At 66.2% G+C, this 25,762-nt stretch carries 24 protein-coding genes and 1 tRNA gene; 11 read left to right on the forward strand and 14 right to left on the reverse strand.

The features are described 5' to 3' along the window. Both E3O06_RS01020 and E3O06_RS01025 read left to right on the forward strand, forming a co-directional pair. The gene (locus tag E3O06_RS01020) at positions 1–612 is read left to right on the forward strand and encodes a YqaJ viral recombinase family protein (RefSeq protein WP_241979799.1); all 612 of its coding nucleotides are present in this window, start codon (positions 1–3) and stop codon (positions 610–612) included. A 67-nt stretch (positions 613–679) separates the two neighbouring features. Continuing rightward, on the forward strand, positions 680–1,657 hold the full coding sequence (locus E3O06_RS01025; protein ID WP_241979787.1) for an NADP-dependent oxidoreductase: 978 nt from the start codon (positions 680–682) through the stop codon (positions 1,655–1,657). 54 nt (positions 1,658–1,711) lie between these two features. Here E3O06_RS01025 and E3O06_RS01030 read toward each other — a convergent pair whose 3' ends face one another. The 5 genes from E3O06_RS01030 to E3O06_RS01050 form a co-directional block, all read right to left on the reverse strand. Next, a complete protein-coding gene (locus E3O06_RS01030; RefSeq protein ID WP_134501171.1) occupies positions 1,712–2,551 on the reverse strand; it encodes an LPXTG cell wall anchor domain-containing protein in 840 nt (279 codons plus the stop codon). Next, complete coding sequence (locus tag E3O06_RS01035) at positions 2,542–3,162, reverse strand: signal peptidase I (RefSeq protein WP_134501172.1); 621 nt, start codon at positions 3,160–3,162, stop codon at positions 2,542–2,544. Before E3O06_RS01035 ends, E3O06_RS01030 begins: the two co-directional genes overlap by 10 nt. Continuing rightward, positions 3,162–4,454 carry a ricin-type beta-trefoil lectin domain protein gene (locus tag E3O06_RS01040; RefSeq protein ID WP_134501173.1) on the reverse strand — a complete coding sequence of 431 codons (1,293 nt, stop codon included), beginning with the start codon at positions 4,452–4,454 and terminating at the stop codon, positions 3,162–3,164. The genes E3O06_RS01035 and E3O06_RS01040 overlap by 1 nt, the downstream gene beginning before the upstream one ends. Before the next feature lie 3 nt (positions 4,455–4,457). Beyond that, positions 4,458–5,066 (reverse strand): hypothetical protein, encoded by a 609-nt coding sequence (locus tag E3O06_RS01045; protein ID WP_134501174.1) that lies wholly within the window; start codon positions 5,064–5,066, stop codon positions 4,458–4,460. Between the two features lie 133 nt (positions 5,067–5,199). Further along, positions 5,200–5,775: an alternate-type signal peptide domain-containing protein gene (locus E3O06_RS01050; RefSeq protein WP_134501175.1), complete on the reverse strand. Its 576-nt coding sequence runs from the start codon at positions 5,773–5,775 to the stop codon at positions 5,200–5,202. A 306-nt stretch (positions 5,776–6,081) separates the two neighbouring features. On the opposite strand from E3O06_RS01050, the gene E3O06_RS01055 reads away from it, so the two are divergent. After that, positions 6,082–7,521: a cryptochrome/photolyase family protein gene (locus E3O06_RS01055; RefSeq protein ID WP_134501176.1), complete on the forward strand. Its 1,440-nt coding sequence runs from the start codon at positions 6,082–6,084 to the stop codon at positions 7,519–7,521. 124 nt (positions 7,522–7,645) lie between these two features. On the opposite strand, the gene aceB is transcribed toward E3O06_RS01055, so the two are convergent. After that, the gene (aceB, locus tag E3O06_RS01060) at positions 7,646–9,319 is read right to left on the reverse strand and encodes a malate synthase A (RefSeq protein ID WP_134501177.1); all 1,674 of its coding nucleotides are present in this window, start codon (positions 9,317–9,319) and stop codon (positions 7,646–7,648) included. A 265-nt stretch (positions 9,320–9,584) separates the two neighbouring features. Between aceB and E3O06_RS01065 the strand changes: the two genes are divergently transcribed. The 3 genes from E3O06_RS01065 (at position 9,585) to E3O06_RS01075 (ending at position 13,787) form a co-directional block, all read left to right on the forward strand. Beyond that, positions 9,585–11,066 (forward strand): helix-turn-helix transcriptional regulator, encoded by a 1,482-nt coding sequence (locus E3O06_RS01065; protein ID WP_134501178.1) that lies wholly within the window; start codon positions 9,585–9,587, stop codon positions 11,064–11,066. Between the two features lie 207 nt (positions 11,067–11,273). Then, a complete protein-coding gene (locus E3O06_RS01070) occupies positions 11,274–12,233 on the forward strand; it encodes an ATP-binding cassette domain-containing protein (protein WP_134501179.1) in 960 nt (319 codons plus the stop codon). A 189-nt stretch (positions 12,234–12,422) separates the two neighbouring features. Beyond that, positions 12,423–13,787, forward strand: a complete 1,365-nt coding sequence (locus E3O06_RS01075) for an NAD-dependent succinate-semialdehyde dehydrogenase (RefSeq protein ID WP_134501180.1) — start codon at positions 12,423–12,425, stop codon at positions 13,785–13,787. A 234-nt stretch (positions 13,788–14,021) separates the two neighbouring features. On the opposite strand, the gene rplA is transcribed toward E3O06_RS01075, so the two are convergent. The 5 genes from rplA to E3O06_RS01100 all read right to left on the reverse strand — a co-directional run bounded on the left by rplA (position 14,022) and on the right by E3O06_RS01100 (position 16,838). After that, the gene (gene rplA, locus E3O06_RS01080) at positions 14,022–14,711 is read right to left on the reverse strand and encodes a 50S ribosomal protein L1 (RefSeq protein ID WP_104192468.1); all 690 of its coding nucleotides are present in this window, start codon (positions 14,709–14,711) and stop codon (positions 14,022–14,024) included. A 106-nt stretch (positions 14,712–14,817) separates the two neighbouring features. Next, the gene (rplK, locus tag E3O06_RS01085; RefSeq protein ID WP_092106326.1) at positions 14,818–15,249 is read right to left on the reverse strand and encodes a 50S ribosomal protein L11; all 432 of its coding nucleotides are present in this window, start codon (positions 15,247–15,249) and stop codon (positions 14,818–14,820) included. Positions 15,250–15,387: 138 nt separating this feature from the next. Continuing rightward, positions 15,388–16,350: a transcription termination/antitermination protein NusG gene (nusG, locus tag E3O06_RS01090; RefSeq protein ID WP_134501181.1), complete on the reverse strand. Its 963-nt coding sequence runs from the start codon at positions 16,348–16,350 to the stop codon at positions 15,388–15,390. Positions 16,351–16,452: 102 nt separating this feature from the next. Further along, the gene (gene secE / locus E3O06_RS01095; RefSeq protein ID WP_092106331.1) at positions 16,453–16,725 is read right to left on the reverse strand and encodes a preprotein translocase subunit SecE; all 273 of its coding nucleotides are present in this window, start codon (positions 16,723–16,725) and stop codon (positions 16,453–16,455) included. A gap of 40 nt (positions 16,726–16,765) precedes the next feature. Then, a tRNA-Trp gene (locus E3O06_RS01100) sits at positions 16,766–16,838 on the reverse strand. Between the two features lie 263 nt (positions 16,839–17,101). On the opposite strand from E3O06_RS01100, the gene E3O06_RS01105 reads away from it, so the two are divergent. The 3 genes from E3O06_RS01105 to E3O06_RS01115 all read left to right on the forward strand — a co-directional run bounded on the left by E3O06_RS01105 (position 17,102) and on the right by E3O06_RS01115 (position 20,233). Continuing rightward, complete coding sequence (locus E3O06_RS01105) at positions 17,102–18,328, forward strand: pyridoxal phosphate-dependent aminotransferase (protein ID WP_134501182.1); 1,227 nt, start codon at positions 17,102–17,104, stop codon at positions 18,326–18,328. Positions 18,329–18,428: 100 nt separating this feature from the next. Then, on the forward strand, positions 18,429–19,382 hold the full coding sequence (locus tag E3O06_RS01110) for an ABC transporter ATP-binding protein (RefSeq protein ID WP_134501183.1): 954 nt from the start codon (positions 18,429–18,431) through the stop codon (positions 19,380–19,382). Further along, positions 19,379–20,233 (forward strand): ABC transporter permease, encoded by an 855-nt coding sequence (locus E3O06_RS01115; RefSeq protein WP_134501184.1) that lies wholly within the window; start codon positions 19,379–19,381, stop codon positions 20,231–20,233. The genes E3O06_RS01110 and E3O06_RS01115 overlap by 4 nt, the downstream gene beginning before the upstream one ends. A 21-nt stretch (positions 20,234–20,254) precedes the next feature. Here E3O06_RS01115 and E3O06_RS01120 read toward each other — a convergent pair whose 3' ends face one another. Next, on the reverse strand, positions 20,255–20,986 hold the full coding sequence (locus tag E3O06_RS01120) for a LuxR C-terminal-related transcriptional regulator (protein ID WP_420898856.1): 732 nt from the start codon (positions 20,984–20,986) through the stop codon (positions 20,255–20,257). Positions 20,987–20,988: 2 nt separating this feature from the next. After that, complete coding sequence (locus E3O06_RS01125) at positions 20,989–22,407, reverse strand: ATP-binding protein (protein ID WP_241979788.1); 1,419 nt, start codon at positions 22,405–22,407, stop codon at positions 20,989–20,991. Positions 22,408–22,534: 127 nt separating this feature from the next. Between E3O06_RS01125 and E3O06_RS01130 the strand changes: the two genes are divergently transcribed. Together E3O06_RS01130 and E3O06_RS01135 are read left to right on the forward strand one after the other, a co-directional pair. Beyond that, entirely contained in the window at positions 22,535–24,127 is a 1,593-nt protein-coding gene (locus tag E3O06_RS01130; protein WP_166788050.1) for a PspC domain-containing protein, read from the forward strand. 8 nt (positions 24,128–24,135) lie between these two features. Beyond that, the gene (locus E3O06_RS01135) at positions 24,136–24,546 is read left to right on the forward strand and encodes a hypothetical protein (RefSeq protein ID WP_134501188.1); all 411 of its coding nucleotides are present in this window, start codon (positions 24,136–24,138) and stop codon (positions 24,544–24,546) included. A 31-nt stretch (positions 24,547–24,577) separates the two neighbouring features. Here E3O06_RS01135 and E3O06_RS01140 read toward each other — a convergent pair whose 3' ends face one another. Next, complete coding sequence (locus E3O06_RS01140) at positions 24,578–25,762, reverse strand: UDP-N-acetylmuramate dehydrogenase (protein ID WP_134501189.1); 1,185 nt, start codon at positions 25,760–25,762, stop codon at positions 24,578–24,580.

The raw sequence follows: 25,762 nt of genomic DNA on the forward strand, positions 1-25,762 counted from the left end.
CTGGACCAGTCGTCGGCATCCGTTTCCCTGCCGGCGCCGCACACACTGCGCATCGTCGCCGACTCCACCGACCGGGTGGCGTGGCTTCGGGCGCGAAACCAGGGCATCACGGCAACGGATGTCGCGAAGCTGTCCACCCCGAAATCCATCGTCAATGCCGCGCGGGATAAAATGCACGGTACGAGTTTCTCCGGCAACAGCTACACCGACCATGGTCGGGCCCGGGAACCGGTCATCGCCGCGTGGGTGTTGGAGAATTACGGCATCAAGGCGAGCACGAACCTGTTTCGGTCGCTCGGGCATCCGCGGCATCTGGCGACACCCGACGGTGTCGGCGTTGTGGCCGGCGGCGACCTGCACCTGGCTGAGATCAAGACCACGAGCAAGCCGTGGCGCAGCATTCCTCGCAGCTATCTGCGGCAGGTGTGGTGGCAGCAGTATGTGCTCGGCGCCGACCGCACACTGTTGGTCTGGGAGGAACACCTCGATTTCGTTCCGGTTGCGCCCGTGCCCGAGTTTCGCTGGATCGAGCGCGACGAAGACCAGATTGCGATTCTGGTCGGCCTGGCCAACGCCCTGATCGACAACCTCGACCAGCAGGCTCGCCGCTAGCTCCCTCCTTTTGCGGACGGGGCCCCGTCCGCAATGCAGGCACAGGGGATGCAGCAGAATGGGGGGCATGGCTCCTGACTTCGAACTACCAAAGACCATGCGCGCCCTCGTCATCGATGAGACCGGCGCTCCCGAGGTGTTGCACCTGGCCGAGCGACCGCTGCCCCGGCAGGTCTCCGACGAGGTACTCGTGAAGGTCATCGCCGCTGGCCTCAACCCGATCGATGCCAAGACCCGCGCTGGCTGGGGAGTCGCAGCCGCGATCTCGAGCTATCCGGCCATTCTGGGCAACGATTTTAGCGGCGTCGTCGTGCGCGCGGCGTTCGAGGCCTCACCGCTGCAGCCCGGCGACGCGGTCTACGGCATGGCCCGAGTGCCGCGCACGGATGGCAGCTTCGCCGAATACGTCTCGGTGTCAGGCATGAGCGTCGCCCGCAAGCCGGCCCGCCTCAGCCACACCGAAGCCGCCGCCGTTCCGATCGCGGCCCTCACGGCCTGGGGCATGGTCAAATTGGGTGGGGCAGCCCCGGGGGTGCGCATGCTCGTGCACGCTGCCAGCGGCGGCGTCGGCCACTTCGCGGTGCAGTTCGCGCGCGTTCTGGGTGCCCACGTGACCGCCACCGGATCAACCCGCAACCTGGACTTTCTGCGCGAGCTCGGCGCTGATGAGGTCATCGACTACACCACCACCCGCTTCGAAGACGTGGCGCACGACCTCGACTCGGTCATCGACCTCATCGGCAACGTGCACGACAACACCGGCACCCGCTCCCTCGCCGTGCTACGACCCGGTGGGGTGCTCGTGAACGCACCGACCGGCAGCTGGCCGACCATGGCAGCGGATGCCGCAGCCGCTGGCCGCCGCGCGACCGGTTTCAAGGTATCCGCCGACGCGCGCGCCCTCGACGAGATTTCGGCTCTGCTCGATGCGGGCACCGTTCGAGTGCACGTCGACGCGGTGTTCGAACTCGCCGACGGCGCGGCCGCCCATCGGCTGATCGAAGAGGGTCATACCCGCGGCAAGATCGTACTGCGCGTCTCGTAGGAGGCATCCGCTGCCGTTTTCGGCGTGCAGCACGGGGTTATCGGCCGTTTCGGCTCAGGGCTCCGACCGGTCAGGTCGTCTACGCCTGACCAACACAGCCCCGAGGCCGAGCAGCAGACCACCCCCGAGGAGGGCAGGGACGGGTAGGTCGGTGCCGGTGCCGGGCAGGGCCGCTGGTGCCGCCGGGGAGACACCCAACACGGTTACGAGCAAGCCGTCATCGTCGCAGGCAGAGTGCGAAAACGGCCCGGCCACCGCATCGCGCAGGGCGATGACGATGCCGAGGTCGGCGCTCTCGTTTTGGGCGGTCAGCCCGGTCACGTCCATCATGCCAATCGTGAGGTCGGCTCGCAGCGTCGCGCCCGCAGCGAGCGATTGGACCGGTGCGAGCACCGCACATTCCGCGTCGCCCGCTACCGAAACAGCCGGCACGCTGGGGTCAGCGAGAGTGCTGACGCGCAGGGTCAGGTAGTCATTCAGCCCGGCGGTTGCCCCCGCCCCGCTGCGCAGACTCACCCGCACGACCGCGGGCTGGTCGCTCGGGTTGCGGATCCACAGGGACGCCCGCATCGAACCGTTCGGAATCAGCGCCCCGTAGGAATCAAACAGCCCCGACGGCAGGCCCGTCGCGAACTGCACGCCATCGGAGCTGACCTGCACGTCGCCGACCGCGCCACTATCGGTCTGTACCGCGGTGACCACAACACCGAGAGCCACGCTCGACACCGGACGCGCCGACATTGGGCGGGCGGAAGCCGGGGCGCCTGCCCCGCCGACAACAGGAAGGAAGGCCAGGAGCAAAGCTGCGGCCGCCCCGCTCAGCGTGGCTCCCCGCGTTCGTCCCGCCCGACCGGTGGGATCGGCGACCCCGGGCGCGCTGTGATTCAATCGCATGTTCGGTGATCACCGACTTTCGCGAATAGTGCGCGCATGAGGAGTGGATCCGACCGGTCGGGAGTGGGCTTGCGGGCGACACGGATGCCGCCCGCAAGCATCACGATGGAATACCCCAGGAGCGCCACGGCGATGGCCGGAACGATCAGGGCCCGGCTCGCTCCGTTGACGAAATTGTTGGCAAAGCCGATCCATGGTACGGCGTACCAAAGCCGCCCCTGAATCTGGGCCGACTGCACGAGTTCGGGGTCGGGCAGGCTGTTGTTGTCGCCCTGAAATTGGAAACTCCGGCTGCCGTCGGTCGAGGAACTGATCGCGATGATGCGGTGGGTGACCACTTCCGGCTGGCCGGAACGGATTTGATAGGTGGCGACGTCACCGATCACCAGGTCATCGGTGTTGATCGGGCCGACCACGATCAGAGTGCCCGGCGGAAGCCGGGGCTCCATCGAGCTCGTCAGCACGGTCAGCGGGGTCGCTCCCATGACCTTGGGCACGACGACCAGCAGGGCGAAGAGCGCCAGCACGAGCAGGAGGAGCGCCCCGCTGACAGCAACGCCCAGAGCATGCCGCAGGCCGTGGGGCCTGGCCGGCGTAGCCACGCGGGCCATCAGTTTGCCGCCGTCAGGGTGAACTGCTGGGTGCTGACCGCGGCACAGCCCTGCAGCTGCAGCGCCGTTCCGGCGGTGTAGCTCGGTACCGCGATGCATTCCGTCCTGCTCCTGTTCACCTGCATCGTGAACTGGTACAAACCGTTGCCTGACATCGTGCCGCCCCACTGCTGGCTGGAGTCACTCGTGTTGCGTGTCGCCACGACCACGGCGCCGGAACTCGTGCGCTGCCAGGCCAGCCCTGTCGCTGCCTGGGAGTTGATTACGTAGTCGCTCAGGTTGATCGGGTCATAGTGCCAGAGCTGGGTGGCGAGGGTGTCATTGCACGCTTGCACGGTCACGGCTGCGTTCGCACTGGTGGAACCGGTGACGCACATTCCACCGCTCTTCACGCGGTACCAGCCGTTTGATGACGGGGATTGGCTGGTCGTCGCCGTGGCGGCCGAGGACTTGGCCGATGAGTTACCGGCGGCATCGAGCGCGTCAACGGTATAGGTATAGGTCGTGCCGACATTGAGGCCGGTATCGGTGAAGGTCGTACCGGTGATGCCCGAACGCATCAGTGCCCCGTCCCGATAGACCCGATACGAGACCACTCCGACATTGTCGGTTGCGGCCGTCCAGCTGAGGCTGGCGGAGGCATCCGTTGTCGAGGTGGCGTTCAGGTTGGTCGGCGCGGTCGGCGGTGTCGAGTCCGTCACGGCCTGAACGACGGTGACCGAGGCGATCGCGGTCTTCCAGTTCGTGCCGGCCACTGCGCTCAGGTCGAGCCGAGCCGCCACCTGGCCGCCAATGTAGGCCGCCGGAATCGGTGCTGACATCGACGTGCGCACGCAGTACACAATGGACGCACTCGCAGCGAGCGGTCCGTTCAGCGTAGTTCCGCTCGACCAGGTGCGCACCGTCTGGTTTCCGGGCAGCGCCGTGCCCGGCGTGCAGTTGACGTCGGCAGCAACCGGCCAGGTCGTCACGGTGATCGCTCCCGCCAGGGCTGCGGGCGTCGACGTCGTGGCAACGAGTGTCAGTGTGTACGAGGACGGCACGGCACCGTTGGTGAGCGTGATCGGTTTCGTCGTCACCAGGGCGGTCGACGTGTAGTCGAATTTCAGCTGGTCGAAGCCGGATTGCCCGATGGTCACGCTGGTGGAGGTCACCGAGCCGGTCGCCTGAACCGCCGCGGTAGTCCAGGCGGCGTGGGCCGCCCCCGAGGCAGCGAGCACGAGAAAGAGCACCGTGCCGAGCAGCGCAGCGGTGCGGTGCTGCTGCGCGTGAATGCGTTGTGTGCGCGTCATGATTCAGGCCTGCCCGCCAGTGAGTACGACGGAAAAGTTCGCCGCTGACGAGGTCTGGCTCGAGTCCGGGGCATTCACGGCGAGCGCAACCGACACGCAGAGCGTTTGTGACTGCGCCTGGGCGAGGGGCGCGCCGACAGCCCCCGGCGGGGCAGCGGCAAAGGTACCGGTCCAGGTGGGGCTGACGCCACTCGTGCAGGCGGCAGCGTTCGCCACGGCAACGAGACCGATGACGAGCGAGCCGGAAAGGTTTGAGGTGACCGTCGGAGCGATCAAGGAAGAGACGGTGACCGACAAGGGCACGTCACCGGTATTCGTGACGGTGACTGGAGCGGCGATCACCAGTCCGGGGTACAGGGCGACGGCGGGCAGCGCCAGAGGCGACACCGTCATCGTGGCGGTTCCGGAGGTCATCGTGCTCGAGGGGGTCGCAGCGCTTGAGTTCAACAGCGCATAGGTGCCCCCGGCAGCGGTCGTGGCCAGAATGACCGCGAGAAAAGCGGATGCCGCGGCCAGCGCCAGGGAGCGCACGCGCAGCCGCGGGGGCGGCACGGCACGGCGGCGTGCACGCTCGATCGGCGCAGGGACCGAAGATCCACGAGGTGTCTGCATGCGATCACCGAGCTTTCTGGTTTCTGGTTTCTGAGGAACGGACAGGAACGCACCGCCCGGTGTGCCCATCGTCGGGTGACGGGCACGCCGGGAACGGCATCGCAGCCTGAGCTGTTGGTCGCAGCCTGAGCTGTTAGGCGGCCTGCAGCAGCGTCACGGCGAGAGCGCCGAGGTTGACCGAACCGAGCTTGGCGTCATTCTCGAATCCCGCCGTCGCGTTCTTGGGGAACACCAGGGTGACGGTAACGGTGGCCGTGCGGGCCGATACTCCGGCGGCGGTCGGGGTGATCGTGAAGGTCGGGCTGGTCCCGGTGATGCCCGCTCCCGTAATCGCCAGCACGGCGTTCTTGGTGATGTACGCCGCGAGCCGCACGTCGGCATTGTTAGCCGCGCTCGTCGGAGCGATCGTGGCCGGGTCAACGGCCAGGGTCGCGACCAGGTTGTCACCGGTCGCCGTGATGTCCACCGTCTTGGTGTAGGTGAGGGTATCACCGGGCACGATTCGGTAGTTACTCAGGGTGATCACGGTGGTATTGCTCTTCCAGACACCGTTGGTGGGCGCACTGTCGGACACGAGCAGGGTGCCGGCGGTGATCGTTCCGCCGGGCAGCGTGGCGCTGGAGTTCCACAGCGCGAACGTTCCCGCACCGCCGAGCAGCAGGGTCAGTCCGGCGGCGCCGGCGATAGCGCTAACGAGAAGCTTGTTCATAGGAGAAACCTTTCGACGAGATCGATTCAGGGGCGAGTGGTTCACACACTAGGTGGGACAGACAGCTTTGTCTGTCCCACGGAAACCCCCAGAATGGGGTTTGGGGAAATGTTGCATCCAACACCGAATTAGTGGCAAGCCACAGGAAAATCTGCGTTTTACAGGGCAGAACCGGCGGAAATCAACTAAATTCGCACTCTGCCATGCTCGGCCAACCACTCGGGCGAGAGCTAAGACAGACCGTTCTACCTCCGAATTGGTCTGGACCGTGGCATGGTCCAGACTGGAGTTTCACGAGGAGACAGCATGACTGTGAGTTCCGCCGACACGCCCGCCGATCGTTCGGTCGAGCACGCCCGCCCGGCCATCGTGTGGTTTCGCGACGACCTGCGGATCGCCGACCACCCCGCCCTGCACGCAGCCCTCGAGCTCGGGCAGCCGATCGTGGCCGTCTACGTGCTCGACGAACAGTCTTCCGGCGTGCGCCCGCTCGGCGGCGCGGCTCGCTGGTGGCTGCACCAGAGCCTGCGCTCCCTCGCGGCGTCCATCGAGGCTCTCGGCGCACGACTGACCCTGCGCCGCGGTGCGGCCGGACCGATCATCGCGTCGATCGCGCAAGAAACGCATGCCTCCGCCGTATTCTGGAACCGCCGCTACGGCTTGGCCGAGCGCACGCTCGACACCGCGATCAAGAGCGACCTGCGGGCCAGCGGAGTCGACGCCCGCAGCTTTGCCGGTTCGCTCCTGTTCGAACCGTGGACGATTCAGACCGGGCAGGGCGGCTCCTACTCCGTGTTCACCCCGTTCTGGCGGGCCTGCACCGCCGGCGCACCGCCACGCGCCCCCCATCCGGAGCCGCGATCCATTTCGGGCTGGGAGGGTGTCCTCGATGCGGATTCCTTCAGCTCCGACGACCTCGATACCTGGGGCCTCGAACCATCGAGCCCGGACTGGGCGGGCGGGCTGCGCGCCGCGTGGGCGCCGGGTGAGGCATCCGCTCATGCCCTGCTCGACGCCTTTCTGGCCGAGTCCTTGCCGCGCTATGGCAGCGACCGGGACCAACCAGCCCAGAACGCGACCTCACGCCTCTCTCCGCACCTGCGCTGGGGCGAGATCAGTCCCTACCAGGTGTGGTCGGCGACCCAGGAGGCCCAGCGCGGCCTGACCGGACCGGCCCTCGCCAGCGCGGCCCGGTTTCTCACGGAGGTTGGTTGGCGGGAATTTGCGTACCATGTGCTCTTCAACGCCCCCGATCTCGCGACCAGGAATTTGCGCAGTGCCTTCGACGCTTTCCCATGGCCACCGCTCGACCGGGAGGCCCTGACCGCCTGGCAGCAGGGTCGCACCGGCTTTGCCCTCGTCGATGCCGGCATGCGCGAACTGTGGCGCACCGGAAGTATGCACAATCGGGTACGCATGGTGACGGCATCATTCCTGATCAAGAATATGCTGGTCGACTGGCGCGTGGGCGAGCGCTGGTTCTGGGACACCCTGGTCGATGCCGATGCCGCGAGCAACCCGTTCGGCTGGCAATGGGTGGCCGGTTCAGGGGCGGATGCCGCGCCCTACTTTCGCATTTTCAATCCCGACCTGCAGGCGGCCAAGTTCGACCCCCACCAGCAGTACATTCGGGAGAACATCCCCGAATTCGGCACGGATGCCTACCCCGCTCCGCTCGTGGACCTCGGCGAAACGCGTCGCGCTGCCCTCGCCGCCTACGAGCGGGTCAAGAACCCGAGCGCCTGAAAAAGACAAGCGGGCCCAACGAAAAAACGGGCAAACAGCCACCTGCGCCCCTGTGATGATGCCGGGGTGCAAAACAGCCATTTGCCCGCTTTAGCGAACCCGCAGTACTACCTGCGGAAATTACTTAGAAGAAACGAGCATACGCTCCGACCGTGAGGAACGTCGGAAACTCGGGTTCGAGAGCCGAGGTACGCAGCACGGTGAGGGCGTCGTCGAAGCGGTCGGTGGGCGTGCGCTCGAGGCCGTCGACGATCTCATCGAGCACCTCTTCGACCCAGTCGGAGTCGATCCGGCGACCCTCGGCGGTGACCGAGTTCTCGTGGATCCACTGCCAGAGCTGCGAACGGGAGATCTCCGCGGTCGCGGCATCTTCCATCAGGTTGTCGATGGCCGCCGCGCCCACGCCGCGCAGCCAGGACTCGATGTATCGCAGCGAGATGAGCACGTTGCCGCGCACACCGGCCTCGGTGATCTGGCCCCCGACCGAAGCGACGTCGAGCAGCTCGGCAGCGCTTACGCTCACTTCGGGGCGGGTGCGTTCGAGTTGGTTCGGCCGGTCGCCGAGCACAGCGTCGAACTCGGCCTGGGCGGTCGGGATCAGGTCGGGGTGCGCCACCCAGGAACCGTCGAAGCCGTCGGTGGCCTCACGCTTCTTGTCGGCGGCAACCTGGGCGAGCGCCTGCTCGGTGACCGCCGGGTCGCGGCGGTTCGGGATGAAGGCGCTCATGCCGCCGATGGCGAACGCTCCGCGACGGTGACAGGTGGAGACGAGCAGCTCGGTGTAGGCCCGCATGAACGGCACCGTCATGGTGATCTGCTTGCGGTCCGGGAACACGAAACGGCTGCCGCGGGCACGGAACGTCTTGATGATGCTGAAGATGTAGTCCCAGCGTCCGGCGTTCAAGCCGGCGCAGTGGTCGCGCAGTTCGTAGAGGATTTCTTCCATCTCGAAGCCGGCTTGGATTGTCTCGATCAGAACGGTGGCGCGCACCGTGCCGTAGTCGATGCCCAGACGCTCTTCGGCGTAGGTGAAGATGTCGTTCCAGAGGCGTGCTTCCTTGTGGCTCTCCAGCTTGGCCAGGTAGAAGTACGGACCCGTGCCGTTCTCGATGAGCTTCCTGGCGTTGTGGAAGAAGTACAGGCCGAAGTCGATGAGACTGCCAGAGGACTTCATACGGCGGTTGGCGCGGTCGATGAACGTGATGTGCTTTTCAACGAGGTGCCAGCCGCGTGGACGCATCACGATCGTCGGCGTCGACTCGTTCGTGATTTCGTACTTCTTGCCTTCGGGGCTCGTGAAGCTGAGCTGGCCGCGAACCTGGTCGAATAGGGTCAGCTGACCCTCGATCACGTTGGTCCAGGTCGGACTCGTCGCGTCTTCCTGGTCGGCGAGCCACACCTTGGCGCTCGAGTTCAGCGCATTGATGGCCATCTTGCGGTCGGTCGGACCGGTGATTTCGACCCGGCGATCTTCCAGGCCGGGTCCGGCTCCCGCAACTCTCCAGGTGGGATCGAGACGGATGCTCTCGGTTTCGCTCAGGAACTTGGGATCGCGACCATTCGCGGCATCCACTCGAGTCTGCAGCCGGGCAGCGAGCAGGTCGTGCCGGGTACCGGCGAAACGCTCGTGCAGTTCGGCGAGAAATTCGAGGGCCTCGGGGGTGAGGATCTCGTCGTAACGGGCGCCGATCGGGCCGGTGACCTCGAGGTGCGGGCGAATGGTGGCGAAGCTGCCGGTGTTCGTCTTCACAGTTTCGGAGGCGACCGTCTGGTCGATCGTCGGGTTCGGGGTGTTCATGGTCTGGCTCCTTGCGAAAGTAGGTGATACCGACAGGGGGCGACCCGCGACTGCGGTTCACCCGATCTCAGGCGGAGGGAGGATAGAACTGTTCTGCTTCGGTCGAATCGACGAGGGCGAGGGTTTTGCGGTCGCGATTCAAGAGTCGGTGCTTGCCTGTGCCTCTACTCTGCCCCGTCCGGGCCGGGCGAAACCACAATCAACGAGCAGAAGAAATCGAGTTATTCTGATTGTGGAAACTTTTCAAACGTGTGACACTGAACCTATGGTCCCCGCAGAAGCCCTCTCCGCACTGTCCTCCCTCAGCATTGATGAACCCGAGCTCGACGCCCTCACACTGGGCCGTCGCATCCGAGAACTACGCACGAGCCGACGCATGACGCTCGATGCCCTCGCCGCCGCGATTGACCGCGCGCCCTCGCAGGTGTCGATGATGGAAAACGGCAAACGTGAACCACGCCTGTCGATGCTGCGCACGATCGCCCTGGCCCTCGGCACCACCGTCGAGGAACTGATGCGAACGGATGCCCCCTCCGAGCGCGCCGCCCTGGAAATCTCGGTTGAGCGCGCCCAGCGCGGACCGGTGTTCCAGGCTCTCGGACTCCCCCGGATTCGGGTGAGCAAGGGGCAGAGCGACGAAACCCTGCAGACGATCCTGAGCCTGCACAATGAAATCGACCGCCTCAACCGGGAGCGCGCAGCGACCCCGGAAGAGGCCCGTCGGGCCAACTCCGCCCTGCGCCAGATCATGCGTCAACAGGACAACTACTTTCCCGAGTTGGAGGCGCAGGCCCTCGAACTGCTCACCGCGGTCGGGCACTCGGGCGGTCCGGTGTCCCAGCAGCTCGTTGCCGACATGGCCACCCACCTCGGTTTCTCGTTGCACTACGTGAACGACCTGCCGCACTCCACCCGGTCGGTCACCGACAAACGCAACGGGCGCATCTACCTGCCGACCGAGCGTTCCGCATCGCGGGACTCCCGCTCGCCGATCGTGCAGGCCTTCGCGAGCCACCTGTGCGCACACGAAGAGCCGAAAAATTACGCGGAATTTCTGCGCCAGCGGGTCGAGACCAACTATCTCACCGCCGCGATCCTGGTGCCGGAGCGGGACGCGGTGCGCATGTTGACCGAGGCGAAAACGCTTCGTCGCATCTCCATGGAAGACCTGCGCGATGCCTTCGCGGTTTCCTACGAGACGGCAGCGCACCGCTTCACCAACCTCGCCACCGCCCGGCTGGACATTCCCGTGCACTTCATGAAGGTGCACGAGTCCGGCACCATCATCAAGGCCTACGAAAACGACAACGTACGTTTTCCCAGCGACGCGCTCGGCGCGGTGGAGGGCACCACGGTCTGCCGCAGCTGGACGGCCCGCACCGTGTTCGACGTCGAAGACCGCTTCAGCGCCTGGTACCAGTACACGGACATGCCATCCGGAAGCTTCTGGTGCACGTCCCGCATTGAGAAAGCCAAGGAGGGCGAGTATTCCGTGAGCGTGGGCGTGCCGTTCGCGCATGTGAAGTGGTTCCGGGGCCGGGAGACTCCGAACCGTGCCGTGTCGCTCTGCCCCGATGAGTCATGCTGCCGCCGTGCGCCGGACAACCTCGCCGGCCGCTGGGCCGGCCAGTCCTGGCCGGCCGCTCGCACCCCGACGAGCCTGCTCGCCGCGCTACCCACCGGCACTTTTCCCGGCGTCGACCAGACCGAGGTATACGAGTTCCTCGAGGCCCACTCGCCGCACTGACTTTCGGTAAGCTGCGAGACGGATGGTGGCGCACCCACTTCAGAAAAAACAAACCGGTACGTTGTCGGCAATAGTTGTCGGTAACATTGTGAGCACGTGACATTGCTTCGATTCGGGGCATTCTTGCGGTACCACGCACCAAAGATTGTCGGTCGGGCTTATCCACGCGTCGCCGCTCGTCTCTACCTACTGAAATGCGAGCCGACCATGTGTAACGCTCGCCGTCTGTTCCGTCGCCTCAACCGCGTCGTGCGCGCCAGCATCCCCTCGGCGGAAGGAACGATGATCGAGCCGCTCGAGCGCATTGACCCTGCCACTCCCGCCGAGACGACCGCACCCATGCCGTCGAACTGGTTTCGCTCGGCGGCGCTGCTCGACGTGCGGGGCCTCCAGGTGGGGGAAACAGCGCGCACCGACGCACCCCGACTGGTCAACGGCATCTCGCTCTCCATAACCCGTGGCGAGGTAGTCGGGCTGGTCGGTGATGCCTCCTCCGGGGCCCTCGAGGTCGCCCAGTGCATCGCCGGCGTGCTGCCAACGCCGGCCAGCATCCGCTCCGGGTCGATCCTGTTCAACGGAGAGGAACTGGTCGGACTACCCCCGCGATCCCGCTACCCGCTGCGCGACCCGAGAATCGCGTATCTGTCGCGCGATCCGCTCGCTGACCTGGACCCCGCAGCGACGGTCGGATCCCAGCTGGCCACACCACTGCGTTCGTCCCTCGGCCTGTCGAAACCGGCCGCCTATGAGCGTTCGATCGAGCTGCTGTGCCAGGCCGGCATCGAACGCCCCGAACACGCGTTCACCTCGTTTCCCCGCGATGTGTCCGCGACGCTGGCGTTGCGCGTACAGATTGCCGGTGCCCTCGCCGGCAATCCGAACCTGGTCGTGGCCGACGACCCGACAGACACCCTGACCGCATCGGACAGCTCTGAGATTCTTGATCTGATGCGCCGGTTACAGCGCGAGCGCACCATGACCATGATCATCGTCACCCGTTCGGTGCGAGTGGCAGCGCTCATCTGCCATCGGGTTGCCGTGGTGCGCACCGGCGGGATTGTGGAGTATGCGTCCGTCGCCGACCTCTTCGACTCCCCCAAACACCCGTACACCCGAGAGCTGTTGTACGCGGCCGAGAACGGGCGGCCGGGCAGCCCGGCCTTGTAGATTGGGCGCATGGAGGCCAGCTCACCCCGCATTCCGGCAACGCTATGGCCTGCTCCGGTCTGCCGTTTCGAGTCCTCGTTGGCCCGGACCGGCTGCCTCGTTTTTAATCATCCGGTGCTATATCTTTGACAAACCAGAGTTTGCATCGGCGCCGGTTTTTGGGTGCCCGACCAGTGAAGGATAAAGCTTATGACCAGCTACGCAGTCATCAACCCGGCCACCGGGGAGACAGTCAAGACCTACGACGCAATCTCGGATGCTGAGCTCACCGCCGCGATCGCCGCCGCAGACGACGCCCACACCTGGTCGCGCTCCATCAGCGTCGAAGAGCGCGCAGCGCTCGTGCGCCGCGTGGCCGAACTGCACCTCGAGCGTCGCCAGGAGCTTGCCGATATCATCGTGCGCGAAATGGGTAAGCCCATGGAGCAGGCCCTCGGCGAGGTCGACTTCAGCGCCGACATCTACGCATATTACGCCGACAACGCGACGGACCTGCTGAAGGACGAAGCCATCAACCTGCTCGCCGGCGAGGGTTCGGCGCTCATTCGTCGCAGCTCGCTCGGCGTGCTGCTCGGCATCATGCCGTGGAACTTCCCGTACTACCAAGTTGCCCGTTTCGCCGGACCGAACCTGATCATCGGCAACACCATCCTGCTCAAGCACGCCGAGCAGTGCCCCGAATCGGCCGCCGCGATCGCGCAGATCATGCTCGACGCCGGTTTCCCCGAGGGGGCGTACACGAACCTCTACGCTTCCCATGATCAGATCGCCACGGTCATCGCCGACAAGCGCGTTCAGGGTGTCTCGCTCACCGGTTCGGAACGCGCTGGAGCGGCGATTGCTGAGATCGCCGGGCGCAACTTGAAGAAGGTCGTGCTCGAGCTCGGCGGCTCAGACCCGTTCATCCTGCTGTCCACCGACGACCTGGATGAGACCGTCGGCGCCGCCGTGGCTGCTCGCCTCGACAACAACGGCCAGGCCTGCAACGCTGCCAAGCGTTTCATTGTCATCGAGGAGCTGTACCAGCCTTTCCTCGATAAGTTCACCGCGGCAATCGCCGCCGTCGAGCTGGGCGACCCGACCAAGGACGGCACCGGACTCGGGCCGCTTTCCTCGGCGAAGGCCACCGAAACTCTCACCGAGCAGGTTGCGCGCGCTGTGGCTCAGGGTGCCACCCTCGTCACGGGCGGAACCTCTGAGGGCAACTTCTTCGCCGGAACCGTGCTCACCGACGTAGTGCCCGGCTCCGATGCCTTCCACGAAGAGTTCTTCGGCCCGGTCGCACAGATCTTCAGCGTCCCCGACGAGGCCGCAGCAGTCGCGCTGGCCAACAACACCCCGTTCGGACTGGGTTCCTACGTCTTCACCACCGACCCAGAGCAGGCGCTGCGAGTGGCCGACGGCATTGAGGCCGGTATGGTCTTCATCAATTTGGTCGGTGCCGACGGCGCCGAGCTGCCCTTCGGTGGCGTCAAGCGTTCCGGCTCGGGGCGCGAACTGGGCCATTTCGGCGCCGACGAATTCGTCAACAAGAAGATGATCCGCATCGGGTAACCCGGCCGCTGCCACTTTCGAGCCTGTCGAGTCCCGCCTCCGTGCGTGTTTCGGCAGGCTCGGCGTGCAGGAGAGCCGGGAAACCCGCTGGTCGAGGCGCGACGAAGGAGTGATCGAGACCCCACTGGGTCTCGATCACTCGTACCTCGCGCCTCGACCAGCGGGAAAAAAGCAGGGCCCGTCCGAGGACGGGCCCTGCTTTATGCACTACCGGATGCTTAGATGCTTCGAGCCTTAGATGCTATTGACATCGAGCTGGATGCCAGGACCGAAGGTGGTCGAGACGACACCCTTCGTGATGTAACGGCCCTTGGACGAGCTCGGCTTGAGGCGAACAACCTCTTCGAGCGCTGCGGAGATGTTCTCGTTCAGCTGCTCGACGGAGAAGGAAGCCTTGCCAACGACGAAGTGCACGTTGGAGTGCTTGTCGACACGGAATTCGATCTTTCCGCCCTTGATGTCGGACACGGCCTTGGCGACGTCGGGCGTCACGGTTCCGGTCTTCGGGTTGGGCATGAGGCCACGCGGGCCGAGCACCTTTCCGAGACGACCGACCTTACCCATGAGCTCGGGGGTCGAGACGGCGGAGTCGAACGAGGTGTAACCGGCGGCTACCTTCTCGATGAGCTCGTCGCCACCGACCTCGTCGGCGCCGGCTGCGATAGCGGCTTCGGCGGCGGGGCCGGTTGCGAAGACGATGACGCGGGCGGTGCGGCCGGTGCCGTGCGGAAGGATGACGGTTCCACGAACCATCTGGTCGGCCTTGCGGGGGTCGACTCCGAGGCGGAGGGCGACCTCGACCGTGGAGTTGAACTTCGCGGAGCCGGTCTCCTTGGCGAGAGCTACGGCCTCGGCGGGGGTGAAGACGTTGTCTTCGCCGATCTTGGCGGCGGAGGCGCGGTACGCCTTTGACTTGGTTGCCATGTTGAATCTCCTGTATGTACTTCAGAGTGTGGTGCGAGCCTGGCAGGCTCTTCCACTAATTGCTAAGGGTGCACAGGCGCCGTGTGGCGCCGAAGCGGTGGTGTACTTAGGCGCTAACCGTGATGCCCATGGAACGGGCGGTTCCGGCGATGATCTTCGCGGCGGCGTCGATGTCGTTGGCGTTGAGGTCAACCATCTTCGCTTCGGCGATCTCGCGGACCTGGGCCTGGGTGAGGTTGGCAACCTTGACAGTGTGCGGGGTTCCGCTGCCCTTGGCGACGCCGGCGGCCTTCTTGATGAGCTCCGCTGCGGGCGGGGTCTTCAGGATGAACGTGAACGAACGGTCGTCGTAGACGGTGATCTCAACCGGGATGACGTTGCCGCGCTGGGCTTCGGTCGCTGCGTTGTAGGCCTTGCAGAATTCCATGATGTTGACGCCGTGCTGACCCAGTGCCGGCCCGATGGGCGGTGCGGGGTTGGCTGCGCCGGCCTTGATCTGAAGTTTGATCAGACCTGTAACCTTCTTCTTCGGTGCCATTGTGTTGTCCTTCGTATTGATGTGCGAGCAGCCCGGGGGCCGCTCTCCCGGTGGCCCGGATGGGCCCCGGTGGTTTGGGAGAACCAGCGTGGATGACCCTTAGCGGGGCATCCGTCGTGCTGGTTTAAGAGCGTCGGGTTAGAGCTTGGTGACCTGGTCGAAGCTGAGCTCGACCGGGGTCTCACGCTCGAACAGGGAGACGAGAACGGTGAGCTTGCCGCTCTCCGGCTTGATCTCGCTGATCGAACCGGGCAGGCCCGCGAACGAGCCTTCCTTGATCGTGATGGTCTCGCCGATTTCGTAGTCGACCTCGGCTGCGATGACGCGCTGCGCCGACTTTCCGGCGGCGCCGCCGGCCTTGGTCGGGGCTTCGACGATTTCGACGAGTCCCTTGAGCATGCCGAAGGCCTCTTCGAAGCGCAGCGGGGTGGGGTTGTGGGCGTTGCCGACGAAGCCGGTCACGCCGGGGGTGTGGCGAACAACCGACCAGCTGTCTTCGTCGAGGTCCATACGCACGAGCACGTAGCCGGGGATGCGCACGCGGGTGACCATTTTGCGTTGGCCGTTCTTGATCTCGACGACGTCTTCCATGGGAACTTCGCACTGGTAGATGAAGTCTTCCATCGCCATGGACTGCTTGCGGTTCTCAAGGTTCGACTTCACGCGACGCTCGAAACCGGCGTAGGAGTGGATGACGTACCACTTGCCCGGCAGAAAACGCAGTTCCTTGCGGAAGGCTTCGTAGGGGTCGATCTCGGTGTCGGCATCCGCTTCGCCAGCGGTCTCGGCGGTGACGAGCTCGTCTTCGTCTTCGACGGCTTCGACGGATGCGTCGGCTTCTTCGGCCGAATCAATGTCGAGGGCGTCGTCGACGATGGCATCGGCTTCGGGATCGGCGGACTCGGCGAGGGCATCGAGCGCAGCGTCGAGGTTGATCTCAACGTCATCGTTCTCGTCGATGACGTGCAAGGCCACCTGCTCGGCGGCCTCTACGGAGTCTTCGTCGGCGGCGAGGGTGTTGCCTTCCTGCGCCTCGTCTTCCTCGGAGGACTGCTCGGCAGCAGTGGCCCAGTCGACATCGTCGTGCTTCGTCTCAGTCACTAAAATCTCAATCCCTAATATTTTCTACCTGTGCAAGTTGTCTGGGCATTTATTCATGCCGGTGATGCAGGCGTTCCGCCAGGCGGATGCCGGTGGTGCTCTCTAGCCCGGCGTTCCGAACACGTAGAGAACGGCGAGGCCGAAGACCCAGTCAAAAGCCGACACGATGCCCATCATGATGATCACGAACACGAGCACGACACCGGTGTAGCTCAGCAGCTCTTTGCGAGTCGGGGTGACGACCTTGCGCAGCTCGGCGAAGACCTGCTTGATAAACAGGTTCAACCGAGCGAAAGGACCGCGATTGGACTCGCGGGCAATTCGTGCGTTCGCGACGACTTCCTCACTAGGTTCGTCGACAACTTTTCGGGCCACCTGTTACACCTCTCATGGTCGGTAGAATTCTACCGATGTGCAGGGCGGACAGGACTCGAACCTGCAACCTGCGGTTTTGGAGACCGCTGCTCTACCAATTGAGCCACCACCCTATGGAAGCAAACCCGCCACGCCGATAACGCTTTCGCCCAGGTGAGAACACTTGGAAAAAGGCGCAAAAAAGCATGGCAGAATTCAACTACCGTGAACTAGTCTAGGTCACGGACCGGCCACTGTAAAGCTGAGACGATCTGGCGCCGGCCACCCGACCCATGTCGCGTCGTTTTTTAGTGTGGCACAGGATCGTTCGTCGGTTTGGCACAGGATCGTCTTCGACTTCCACCGCGTGCGCGGGTCGGGTAGCTAAGCTCGACCTGTGCCTCACGAACTCAAGCGAATCTCTACTCGAATCGGCTCTATTGCTGAGTCGGCGACCCTCAAGGTCGACGGCAAGGCTAAGGCGCTGCAGGCGGCCGGACGGCCGGTGATCAGCTTCGCTGCGGGGGAACCCGATTTTCAGACGCCCGAACACATCGTGGAGGCCGCGCTGCTCGCGGTGCGCGACCCCAAAAACTATCGCTACACCCCAGCGGCCGGTCTGCCCGAGCTGCGCGAGGCCATCGTCGCCAAAACGCTCCGCGACAGCGGGCTCGCGGTGTCGCCGAGCCAGGTCGTCGTCACCAACGGCGGTAAGCAGGCCGTCTACCAGGCCTTCGCGACCCTGCTCGATCCCGGCGATGAGGTCATCGTACCGACCCCGTACTGGACCACGTACCCCGAGGCCATTCGCCTCGCCGGCGGCGTGCAGGTCGATGTCTTCGCCGGCAGCGACCAAGGCTACCTCGTGACCGTCGAACAGCTTGAAGCCGCACGCACCCCGCGCAGCAAGGTGTTGTTGTTCGTCTCACCGTCCAACCCCACCGGCGCCGTCTACTCGCCGGAACAGACCCGGGCCATTGGCCAGTGGGCCGAAGACAACGGCCTGTGGGTCATCTCCGACGAGATCTACCAGAACCTCACCTACGACCCTTCGACAGGCTCAGGGCAAGCGAATAGAAAGGCGGTCTCGATCGTCGAGGCCGTTCCGGCGCTGGCCGATCGCACCATCCTGGTTAACGGCGTGGCCAAGACCTACGCCATGACCGGCTGGCGCCTCGGCTGGATGGTCGGCCCCGCCGACGCCATCAAGGCGGCGGCCAACTTGCAGTCACACCTCTCGTCGAACGTGTCCAACATCTCCCAGCGGGCCGGAATCGCCGCGCTAAATGGCCCCCAGGACGCCGCCGAGGCCATGCGGGTGGCCTTCGACCGCCGCCGCAAGCTCATCGTCGCCGAGCTCAACAAGATTCCCGGCGTCGTGACACCCACCCCGCAGGGGGCCTTCTACGTCTACCCCGACGTGACTGGCCTGCTCGGTCGCACCTGGGGCGGAGTAACCCCGACGACCTCGCTCGAACTGGCCGACCTCATCCTCGATCAGGCCGAAGTGGCCGCGGTGCCGGGAGAGGCCTTCGGACCGAGTGGATTCCTGCGCCTCTCCTACGCCCTCGGTGACGACTCCCTGCTCGAGGGAGTGCAGCGCCTCCAGCGCCTGTTCGCCTAGTTCCTTCGGGTCGGCGCGGGAGGCGGCATCCGTCGGTCGGTGGATCGGGGAGGTCTAAGGGCCCGTGGCGCCCGGCGCGCCGGAGTGGGAGTCTGGTCTTATGATATCCATTCCCCCGGTCGTGCAGGTGCGCGACCTGCACAAGTCCTACGGCAGCGTCGAAGCGGTGCGCGGCGTGAGCTTCTCCATCGCGGCCGGTGAGACCTTCGCCCTGCTCGGCCCGAACGGCGCCGGCAAGAGTACGACGATCGAGATCCTCGAGGGCTACCGCGACCGCACCGGCGGCGAGGTCAGCGTGCTCGGTGTCGATCCGCATCGCGGCGGCCTCGAATGGAAGGCGCGCCTCGGCATCGTGCTGCAAACCAGCGGTGAGAGCGGCAATGTCACCGTGACCGAGCAGCTGCGTCATTTCGCCGGGTTCTATCCCAACCCCCGCAACGTCGACGAGGTCATTGACGCGGCGGGCCTGCGCGAAAAGGCGACCACCCGCATCAGCAAGCTCTCCGGCGGGCAGCGTCGTCGAGTGGATGTCGCCCTCGGCATCATCGGACGCCCCGAGTTGTTGTTCCTGGACGAACCGACCACGGGCTTCGACCCCGAGGCCCGGCATCAGTTCTGGGATCTCATCCGCTCTCTCAAGGAGGAAGGCACGACCATCCTGCTGACCACCCACTACCTCGATGAGGCCGCACAACTCGGCGACCGCGCCGGCATCATCGCCGGTGGCCGGCTCATCGATATCGGCTTGATCGACGAAATCGGTGGAGCGGATGCCCGCGTTCCGCGCGTGCGCTGGCGCGACGACAACGGAACGGTGCGTGAAGAGCGAACGACCCATCCCGCACGGGTCGTGGCCGACCTCGCCCTGCGTTTGAACGGCGCCGAACCCGAGGACCTCGAGGTGATTCGACCGAGCCTCGAAGACGTGTACTTGTCGCTCGTTCGCGGGCATGAGGTCGAGGTGGCTGCCGCAGGCAAAACGAGCCGACACCGCCACACCGGCGAGGCAACTACCCCCGATGCCGCATTGACCGACAAGGACGTACGAGCATGACCGCTACGACCACGGGCACGCGCCCTCAGAAGAAGGCTCCGGGCACGTTCGAGCTCGGGCTGTCACGGATCGGCTACGAAACCCGGCTGTACTTTCGCTCGCCTGACACCCTGTTCTTCACGTTCTTCTTTCCCTTCATCATGCTCGGAATCTTCACCGCCGCGTTCAGCGCTTCGGGCAATATCGGCGCGAACCCCGACGGATCTGGTGGCGTCAGCGTTGGCGCCTACTATCTGCCGGGCATGCTCGCCGCCGGCATGTTGCTCTCCGGCGTGCAGAACCTCGCGGTCGACATCGCCGGAGAGAAGAGCGACGGGACCCTCAAACGACTCGGCGGTACGCCGCTGTCACCGCTGAGCTATTTTCTGGGCAAGATCGGCCAGGTGTTCGTCACCGCGATTCTGCAGGCCGGACTGCTGTTGCTCGTGGCGCGATTCCTGCTCGACATCGCGCTTCCGACCGAGCCCGAGAAGTGGGCGACCTTCGCGTGGGTTTTCCTATTCGGCGTGATCACGAGCGCTTTCCTCGGCATTGCGCTCGCGTCGGTTCCTCGGTCGGGCAAGAGTGCCACGGCGGTCGTCATTCCGGTCGTACTCGTGCTGCAGTTCATCTCGGGTGTCTACCTGCAATTCACGCAGCTGCCCGAGTGGATGCAGAACCTGGCCAGCATTTTTCCGCTCAAGTGGATGGCTCAGGGAATGCGTTCGGTCTTTCTGCCGGAGAGTTTCGCAGGCGCCGAACAGACTGGTTCCTGGGACCTGGTCTGGGTGGCCGGCGCCCTGGGGATGTGGCTGGTGGTCGGCCTCGTCGTCAGCCGGGTGACTTTTCGGTGGATTCGCCGCGACGCCTGAGAGTCGTGCTGCCGACGGTTGCTAGAGCAGCTTGCGCTCGAGCGCCCAAGCGGTCAGCTCGTGCCGTGAAGACAGCTGCAGCTTGCGCAGCACGGCCGACACATGGGTTTCGACGGTTTTCGCGGCAATGAACAGGGTGCTCGCGACCTCTTTGTAGCTGTAGCCGCGGGCGATGAGGCGCATCACCTCGGTTTCGCGGGCGGAGAGCCGGTCGAGCTCCTCGGTCGTCTCGGCGGTCTCGCCGGCGACGGCGCCGAAAGCGTCGAGCACGAATCCGGCCAGTCGCGGCGAGAACACCGCGTCACCGTCGGCGACCCGGCGGGCGGCGTCGGAGACCTCAGCGCCGGAAGCGCTCTTGGTGATATAGCCGCGGGCGCCGGCCCGAATGACGCTCACCACGTCGTCGGCGGCGTCGGAGACGCTGAGTGCCAGGAACAGCGTGTGCGGTGCGCGCGACGCTGCCTCGCGAATGACCTCGGCGCCGCCCCCGCCCCGCCCGCCGGGCAGGTGCACGTCGAGCAGCACGACGCGCGGCTGCAGGTCGATCACCGAGATGATGGCCGCGTCGACCGTGGCGGCCTCACCGAGCACGGTGAGATCGGCGTCGAGTTCGGCGCGCAGCCCCGAGCGAAAGATGGAGTGGTCGTCGACGATCAGCACGCGCAGTCCAGCGGATGCTTCAGGCTGTGCGGTGGCGGGCGCGGGCGCGGCGGCGGCACGGGCGCTGTCGCCCTGACCGTTCGCTTCGGGAATGGTCATCGCACGCTCGTTTCGGTGTGGTGCGTATCGGGCACCGGGTGGGTCGTGGTGACCGGGGTGACGGGGACCGCGCCGGCACCCGGGTCGGTGTACGCCGCTGCCGGCAAGGTCAGCAGAATTTCGGTGCCGGCCCCGCCCGGACCGGGTCGCACGGAGGCAGAACCGCCGGCCCGATGCATGCGCCCGAGGATGGATTCGCGCACGCCGAGTCGGTCTTCGGGAATCTGGTCGAGCCGAAAGCCCGGGCCACGATCGGTCACGCTCAGTTCGATGCCGCGTGCGCCGGTTTCGAGGTAGACCGAGACCGCACCGCCGGCATGCCGGGCAGCATTGAGCATCGCCTCGCGGGCGGCAGCGACGAGCGATTCCGGGGCATCGGCACTGCCCGGGTTCGACTCCGGGCTGGCCGTCGAGCGCACGCCCACCTCCGCGCCGACCGCCACGACCTCGAAGTGCACCGCAAAGTCTTCTTCGATCTCCCCGGCGATGCGGCGGAGCGCTGTGGCCAGGTCGGTCGCCGGTTCGGTGCTGCCGCCCCGGGTTCCGGTGAACAGCCACTCGCGAAGTTCGCGTTCCTGCGCCCGGGCGAGCCGGGCGGCATCGCTGTGCGGCCCGGCCTTCTGTTGGATGAGCGCGAGGGTCTGCAGCACCGAATCGTGCAGGTGCGCGGCGATGTCGGCTCGTTCCGCCTCTCGGGCGCGGGCTGCCCGCTCGTCGGCGAGGTCGCTCCACAGCCGCAGCAGCCAGGGCGCCGTCACCACGGCGACACCGAGCAAAACGGATGCCGCCGCCACAATGACCGTCCACGCGTTCGGGTTGGTGCCGGTCACGAAAAACAGCAGAATGCCAACGGCCACCAGCACGAGGGCACCCAGAATGCGCACGAGCAACGCCGAGGATTGCTGCGCCGCGCCGCTGCGAATGTCGGCGAACTGGCGCCAGGCGAGCGCGGTTCCGGCCAGCACGACGATGGCGGGCACCACAACGGCGAGCGGAATATCGGCGCCGAGGCGGCTCGCCACGAGGGCGCCACCGGCAGCCAGCACGGCGAGCCCGAGCAGGATCTCGGTGACGGGCGCGGCTCGCGCGGAGTCGGCATCCGCTCTCGGAGACGAGGTGGCTGCCCGGCTGGTCGTGTCGTCATCGACCGACAGGGCAGTGGCAACTACCGGAGCCTCGTGGGGCCCGGCGAACGAAAAGCCCCTCGACCGGCCCAGGCTCGACTTGGGCAGCGGGTCGGCCATTGCCCCACCCGAAGGAATCGTCGCCCACAGCCAGGCGTAGAGCAGAGCGCCGAAACCGCCGCAGAAGCTCAGCACCACCGTGACTAGGCGCACCGTGGGCAATGAGACACCGGTGTGCTCGGCGAAGCCCGCACACACCCCGCCGACGAGGCGGAGGCGGGGCCGAGTCATCCGTTCGGTTCTCACGTGTTCATCCAAGCACGCCCCACCTCCAGTGGAGGTATCGCCGTGATCAATCAGGGTTCAATCAGGGTCATCCCCCATGGCAGCGCTCTCGGCGCACTGTCAGACTCGGATCATGACCGACACACCGAGGGCCCAGACACCGCACCCCGACCAAATCACCCGGTTCTTCGACTGGATTCGCGGCAGCGGCCTGAGCCGCGATGGCGACCGCTGGATCGCCGGCGTCTGCGGCGGTATCGCCGCCCGCACCGGACTGGACCCCCTCATCGTGCGCGGCATCGCCGTCGTGATCGCCATCCTCGGCGGTCCCGTTGTCTTCGCGTACGCCGTCGGTTGGGCCCTGCTGCCGCGCGGCGCCGGCCGGATCTACGCCGAAGATGCCATCCGCGGCCGCTTCGAGCCGGCCATGATCGCGATCGGCGCGCTGCTCCTGTTCACCGTCGTTCCGCTGTTCCGCGGTTTCTGGTGGAACGGCCCCACCGGTTTCTGGGCCTTCCCCGACTGGCTCGACGGCATCTTCTCGCTCGGCTGGGGCCTGGCCGTCACCGCCGGCATCGTCTGGCTGGTCGTCTATCTGGTGCGTCGCGCGAAGAAGCCGCGCCCGGCACCCGGTGCTGGCCCAGGGTTCGGCCCCTTCGCTCCCCCGGCCGGCCCGTTCGGTCCCGGCAGTGTCTACGACCCGCGACCGTTTGCCAACCACCCACAGGCGGATGCCCCCAGCACGCCACCCGAGACCCCCGCGACGAGCGCCTCAGCGGCCGGCGCCGCGGCCGACTCAGCGACGACCACGAGAAACAGCACCGACAGCACGCGCGACACCGCCGCGGACACCTCCGCGCCGACCGCGCCGACCCTGGCGTTCGCGGCCGCTGGTACGACCACGACCACCCCACAGACCGCCACCCACGCCGCCCCCTCAACCTATCCGCCCGCCAACCCCTACGCGCCGTACGCAGCGGACTCGGCCCGAAGTATCCGCTCGGAGCAGAATCGCCTCTGGCAGGAACAGAACCGGGCCCGGCAGGCTGCCCACCGTGCCCGGGTGCGGGCCCGCCGCCCCGGCGCGGGCTTCAGCGCGATCGTGCTCGGACTGGCCCTGGCCACCGGCGCGGTGGCTGCGGGCGTGAATTCGAACGGCGTCTGGTCGCAGGACGCGGTCATTCTCGGCGTGGCGTTCGCCCTCGGAGTGCTCGCGGTCGGCATCGTCATCGCCGGAATCCGCGGACGCACCGACGGCTCCATGGGCGGTTTCGCTTTTCTGGCCGCGGCCACCCTCGTCGTGCTTGGGGTGTTTCCGCAGGGCACCCAATTCTCGCTTGTCGGCAACACCGTCTGGTCGCCCAGCGCCAATTCCGCCACGGCTGACCCGGTCTCCAGCTATGCCATGATCGTGGGCAACACGACCCTCGACCTGAGCGATTTCGACAACCCAGGGCTCGACGAAAACAGCGTCATTGATGTCTGGCTCCTCGTCGGTGCCACCGACATCCAGCTGCCGACGGATGCCCCGGTGCGCATCGAATCGCGCGCCCTGGTCGGCGGCGTCGAGTATTCCGGACGCGCCGATGCCGCCGAAAACGGCGAGCAGACCGGCGTGTTCGCCTTCGACCAGCGCACCTTCAACGCGAGCAGCCGCAGCGACGGCCCGCTCGTGCGCATCTGGACCCTCGCCGGCGTCGTCATGCTCGATCCCTCCAACGACTAGGACCCCTCATGACCACACCGCAGAACAACACCGGCGCCGACGCACCCACCGAAGATTTCCCCGCGAGCAGTCAAACGAGTGACGCGACCGCCACCGAGAATCTGTCGGCACACCCGACCGTGCCGTACCCGGAGTCGCCCCTCCCCCCGCGGGAGACCGTCGAGACGCCGAGCTTCTTCGCACCGAGCACCGACGCGCCGACCACCGCCACCGCGCCTCCGGCGGCGTCACAGCTGCGTCCGCGCTTCGGCACGATCCTGTGGGGCATCCTGCTGCTCGCCTTCGCCACCTACATGGTGGTCTTCACGCTGCTGCCCGTGCCGCCGGATCCCACGCTCTGGCTGCTCGGCGGGGTGATCGCGGTCGGGCTCGGCCTCGTCGTGGCCGGCATCGCCGCTACCGCGCGCCGCGCGGACTGACCGCTGCCCGGCGGCCGGGGGCAACGACCGGCTACAGCGTCAGTCCCACCAGCACCGGCTCGGGTTGCAGGTTCACGCCGAACTCGGCCTGCACCCGGCCGAGCACGTACCGGGCCAGTTCAGCCACCTCGGCAGCCGTCGCCCCGCCCGTATTGGTCAGTGCGAGGGTGTGCTTGCTCGACACGGCCGCCTTCGACCCCGGCAGCCGAAATCCGCGACGGACGCCGGAATGCTCGATCAGCCAGGCAGCGCTGAGCTTGACCAGGCGCACCGGGTCCTCGCCCGGAATGGGCCCGACTCCCCCATATTCCTCGAGGGGAATGACTCGATCGGCCGGCTCGTCCTCGAGGGGCCAGCGCGGCGCATCCGCTGGCAGTGAGCGCGCAAAGGTTTCGGTCACGATCGGGTTGGTGAAGAATGAGCCGGCGCTGAAGGTGTCTGGATCGTTCGGATCGAGCACCATGCCCTTACCGGCGCGCAGGCCGAGCACGGTCGCCCGCACCGTCTGCAGCGGCACCCGGTCGCCGAGCTGCACGCCGAGCGCGCCGGCGAGTTGGGCGTATTTCAGCGGCTGGCCGAGGGTGCTCCCCAAAACGGATGCCTCCGCCGCGGTATCGTGCAGCTCCAGTTCGATCGCGAGCACGACCCCCCGCAGGCCCTGCTTGAGCGCCGAGGTGCGGTAGCCGAGGTCGAGGTCGGCGCGCTCGCGCCGTTCGACTTCCCCGGTCTCGTAGGAGAGAAAGTCGAGCGCGACGAGGCTGTCGGAGAGTTCCTGGCCGTAGGCTCCGATGTTCTGCACGGGCGCGGCGCCGCACGATCCGGGAATGCCCGACAGCGCCTCGATGCCGGCCCAGCCGTGATCCACCGCGTAGGCGACGAGATCGTCCCACGGTTCGCCGGCCTGCACGCGCAGGCGCACCCTGGCTTCCGATTCAATGTCGGCGGTGGGGGCCGCATCCGCTTCGCTGGTGGTGTCGCGGCCGACAGCGAGCACCTCGATGCCGCGGGTCACCACCTGGATCACGATGCCGTCGAAGCCCTCATCGGCGACAACGGTGTTGGAGCCGCCGCCGAGCAGCAGCCAGTTCTCTTCGAGACCCCAGACCACGAGGGTTTCGTTTATGAGGTCCTGCTCGGTGACCGGCGCCACCCGGGCGGCGGGTGGCCCGCCGACGCGAAAGGTCGTGAGGGTGCTGAGCGGCACGGGTTTAATCAT

The sequence above is a fragment of the Cryobacterium glaciale genome (assembly GCF_004402535.1).
Lineage (GTDB): Bacteria > Actinomycetota > Actinomycetes > Actinomycetales > Microbacteriaceae > Cryobacterium > Cryobacterium glaciale.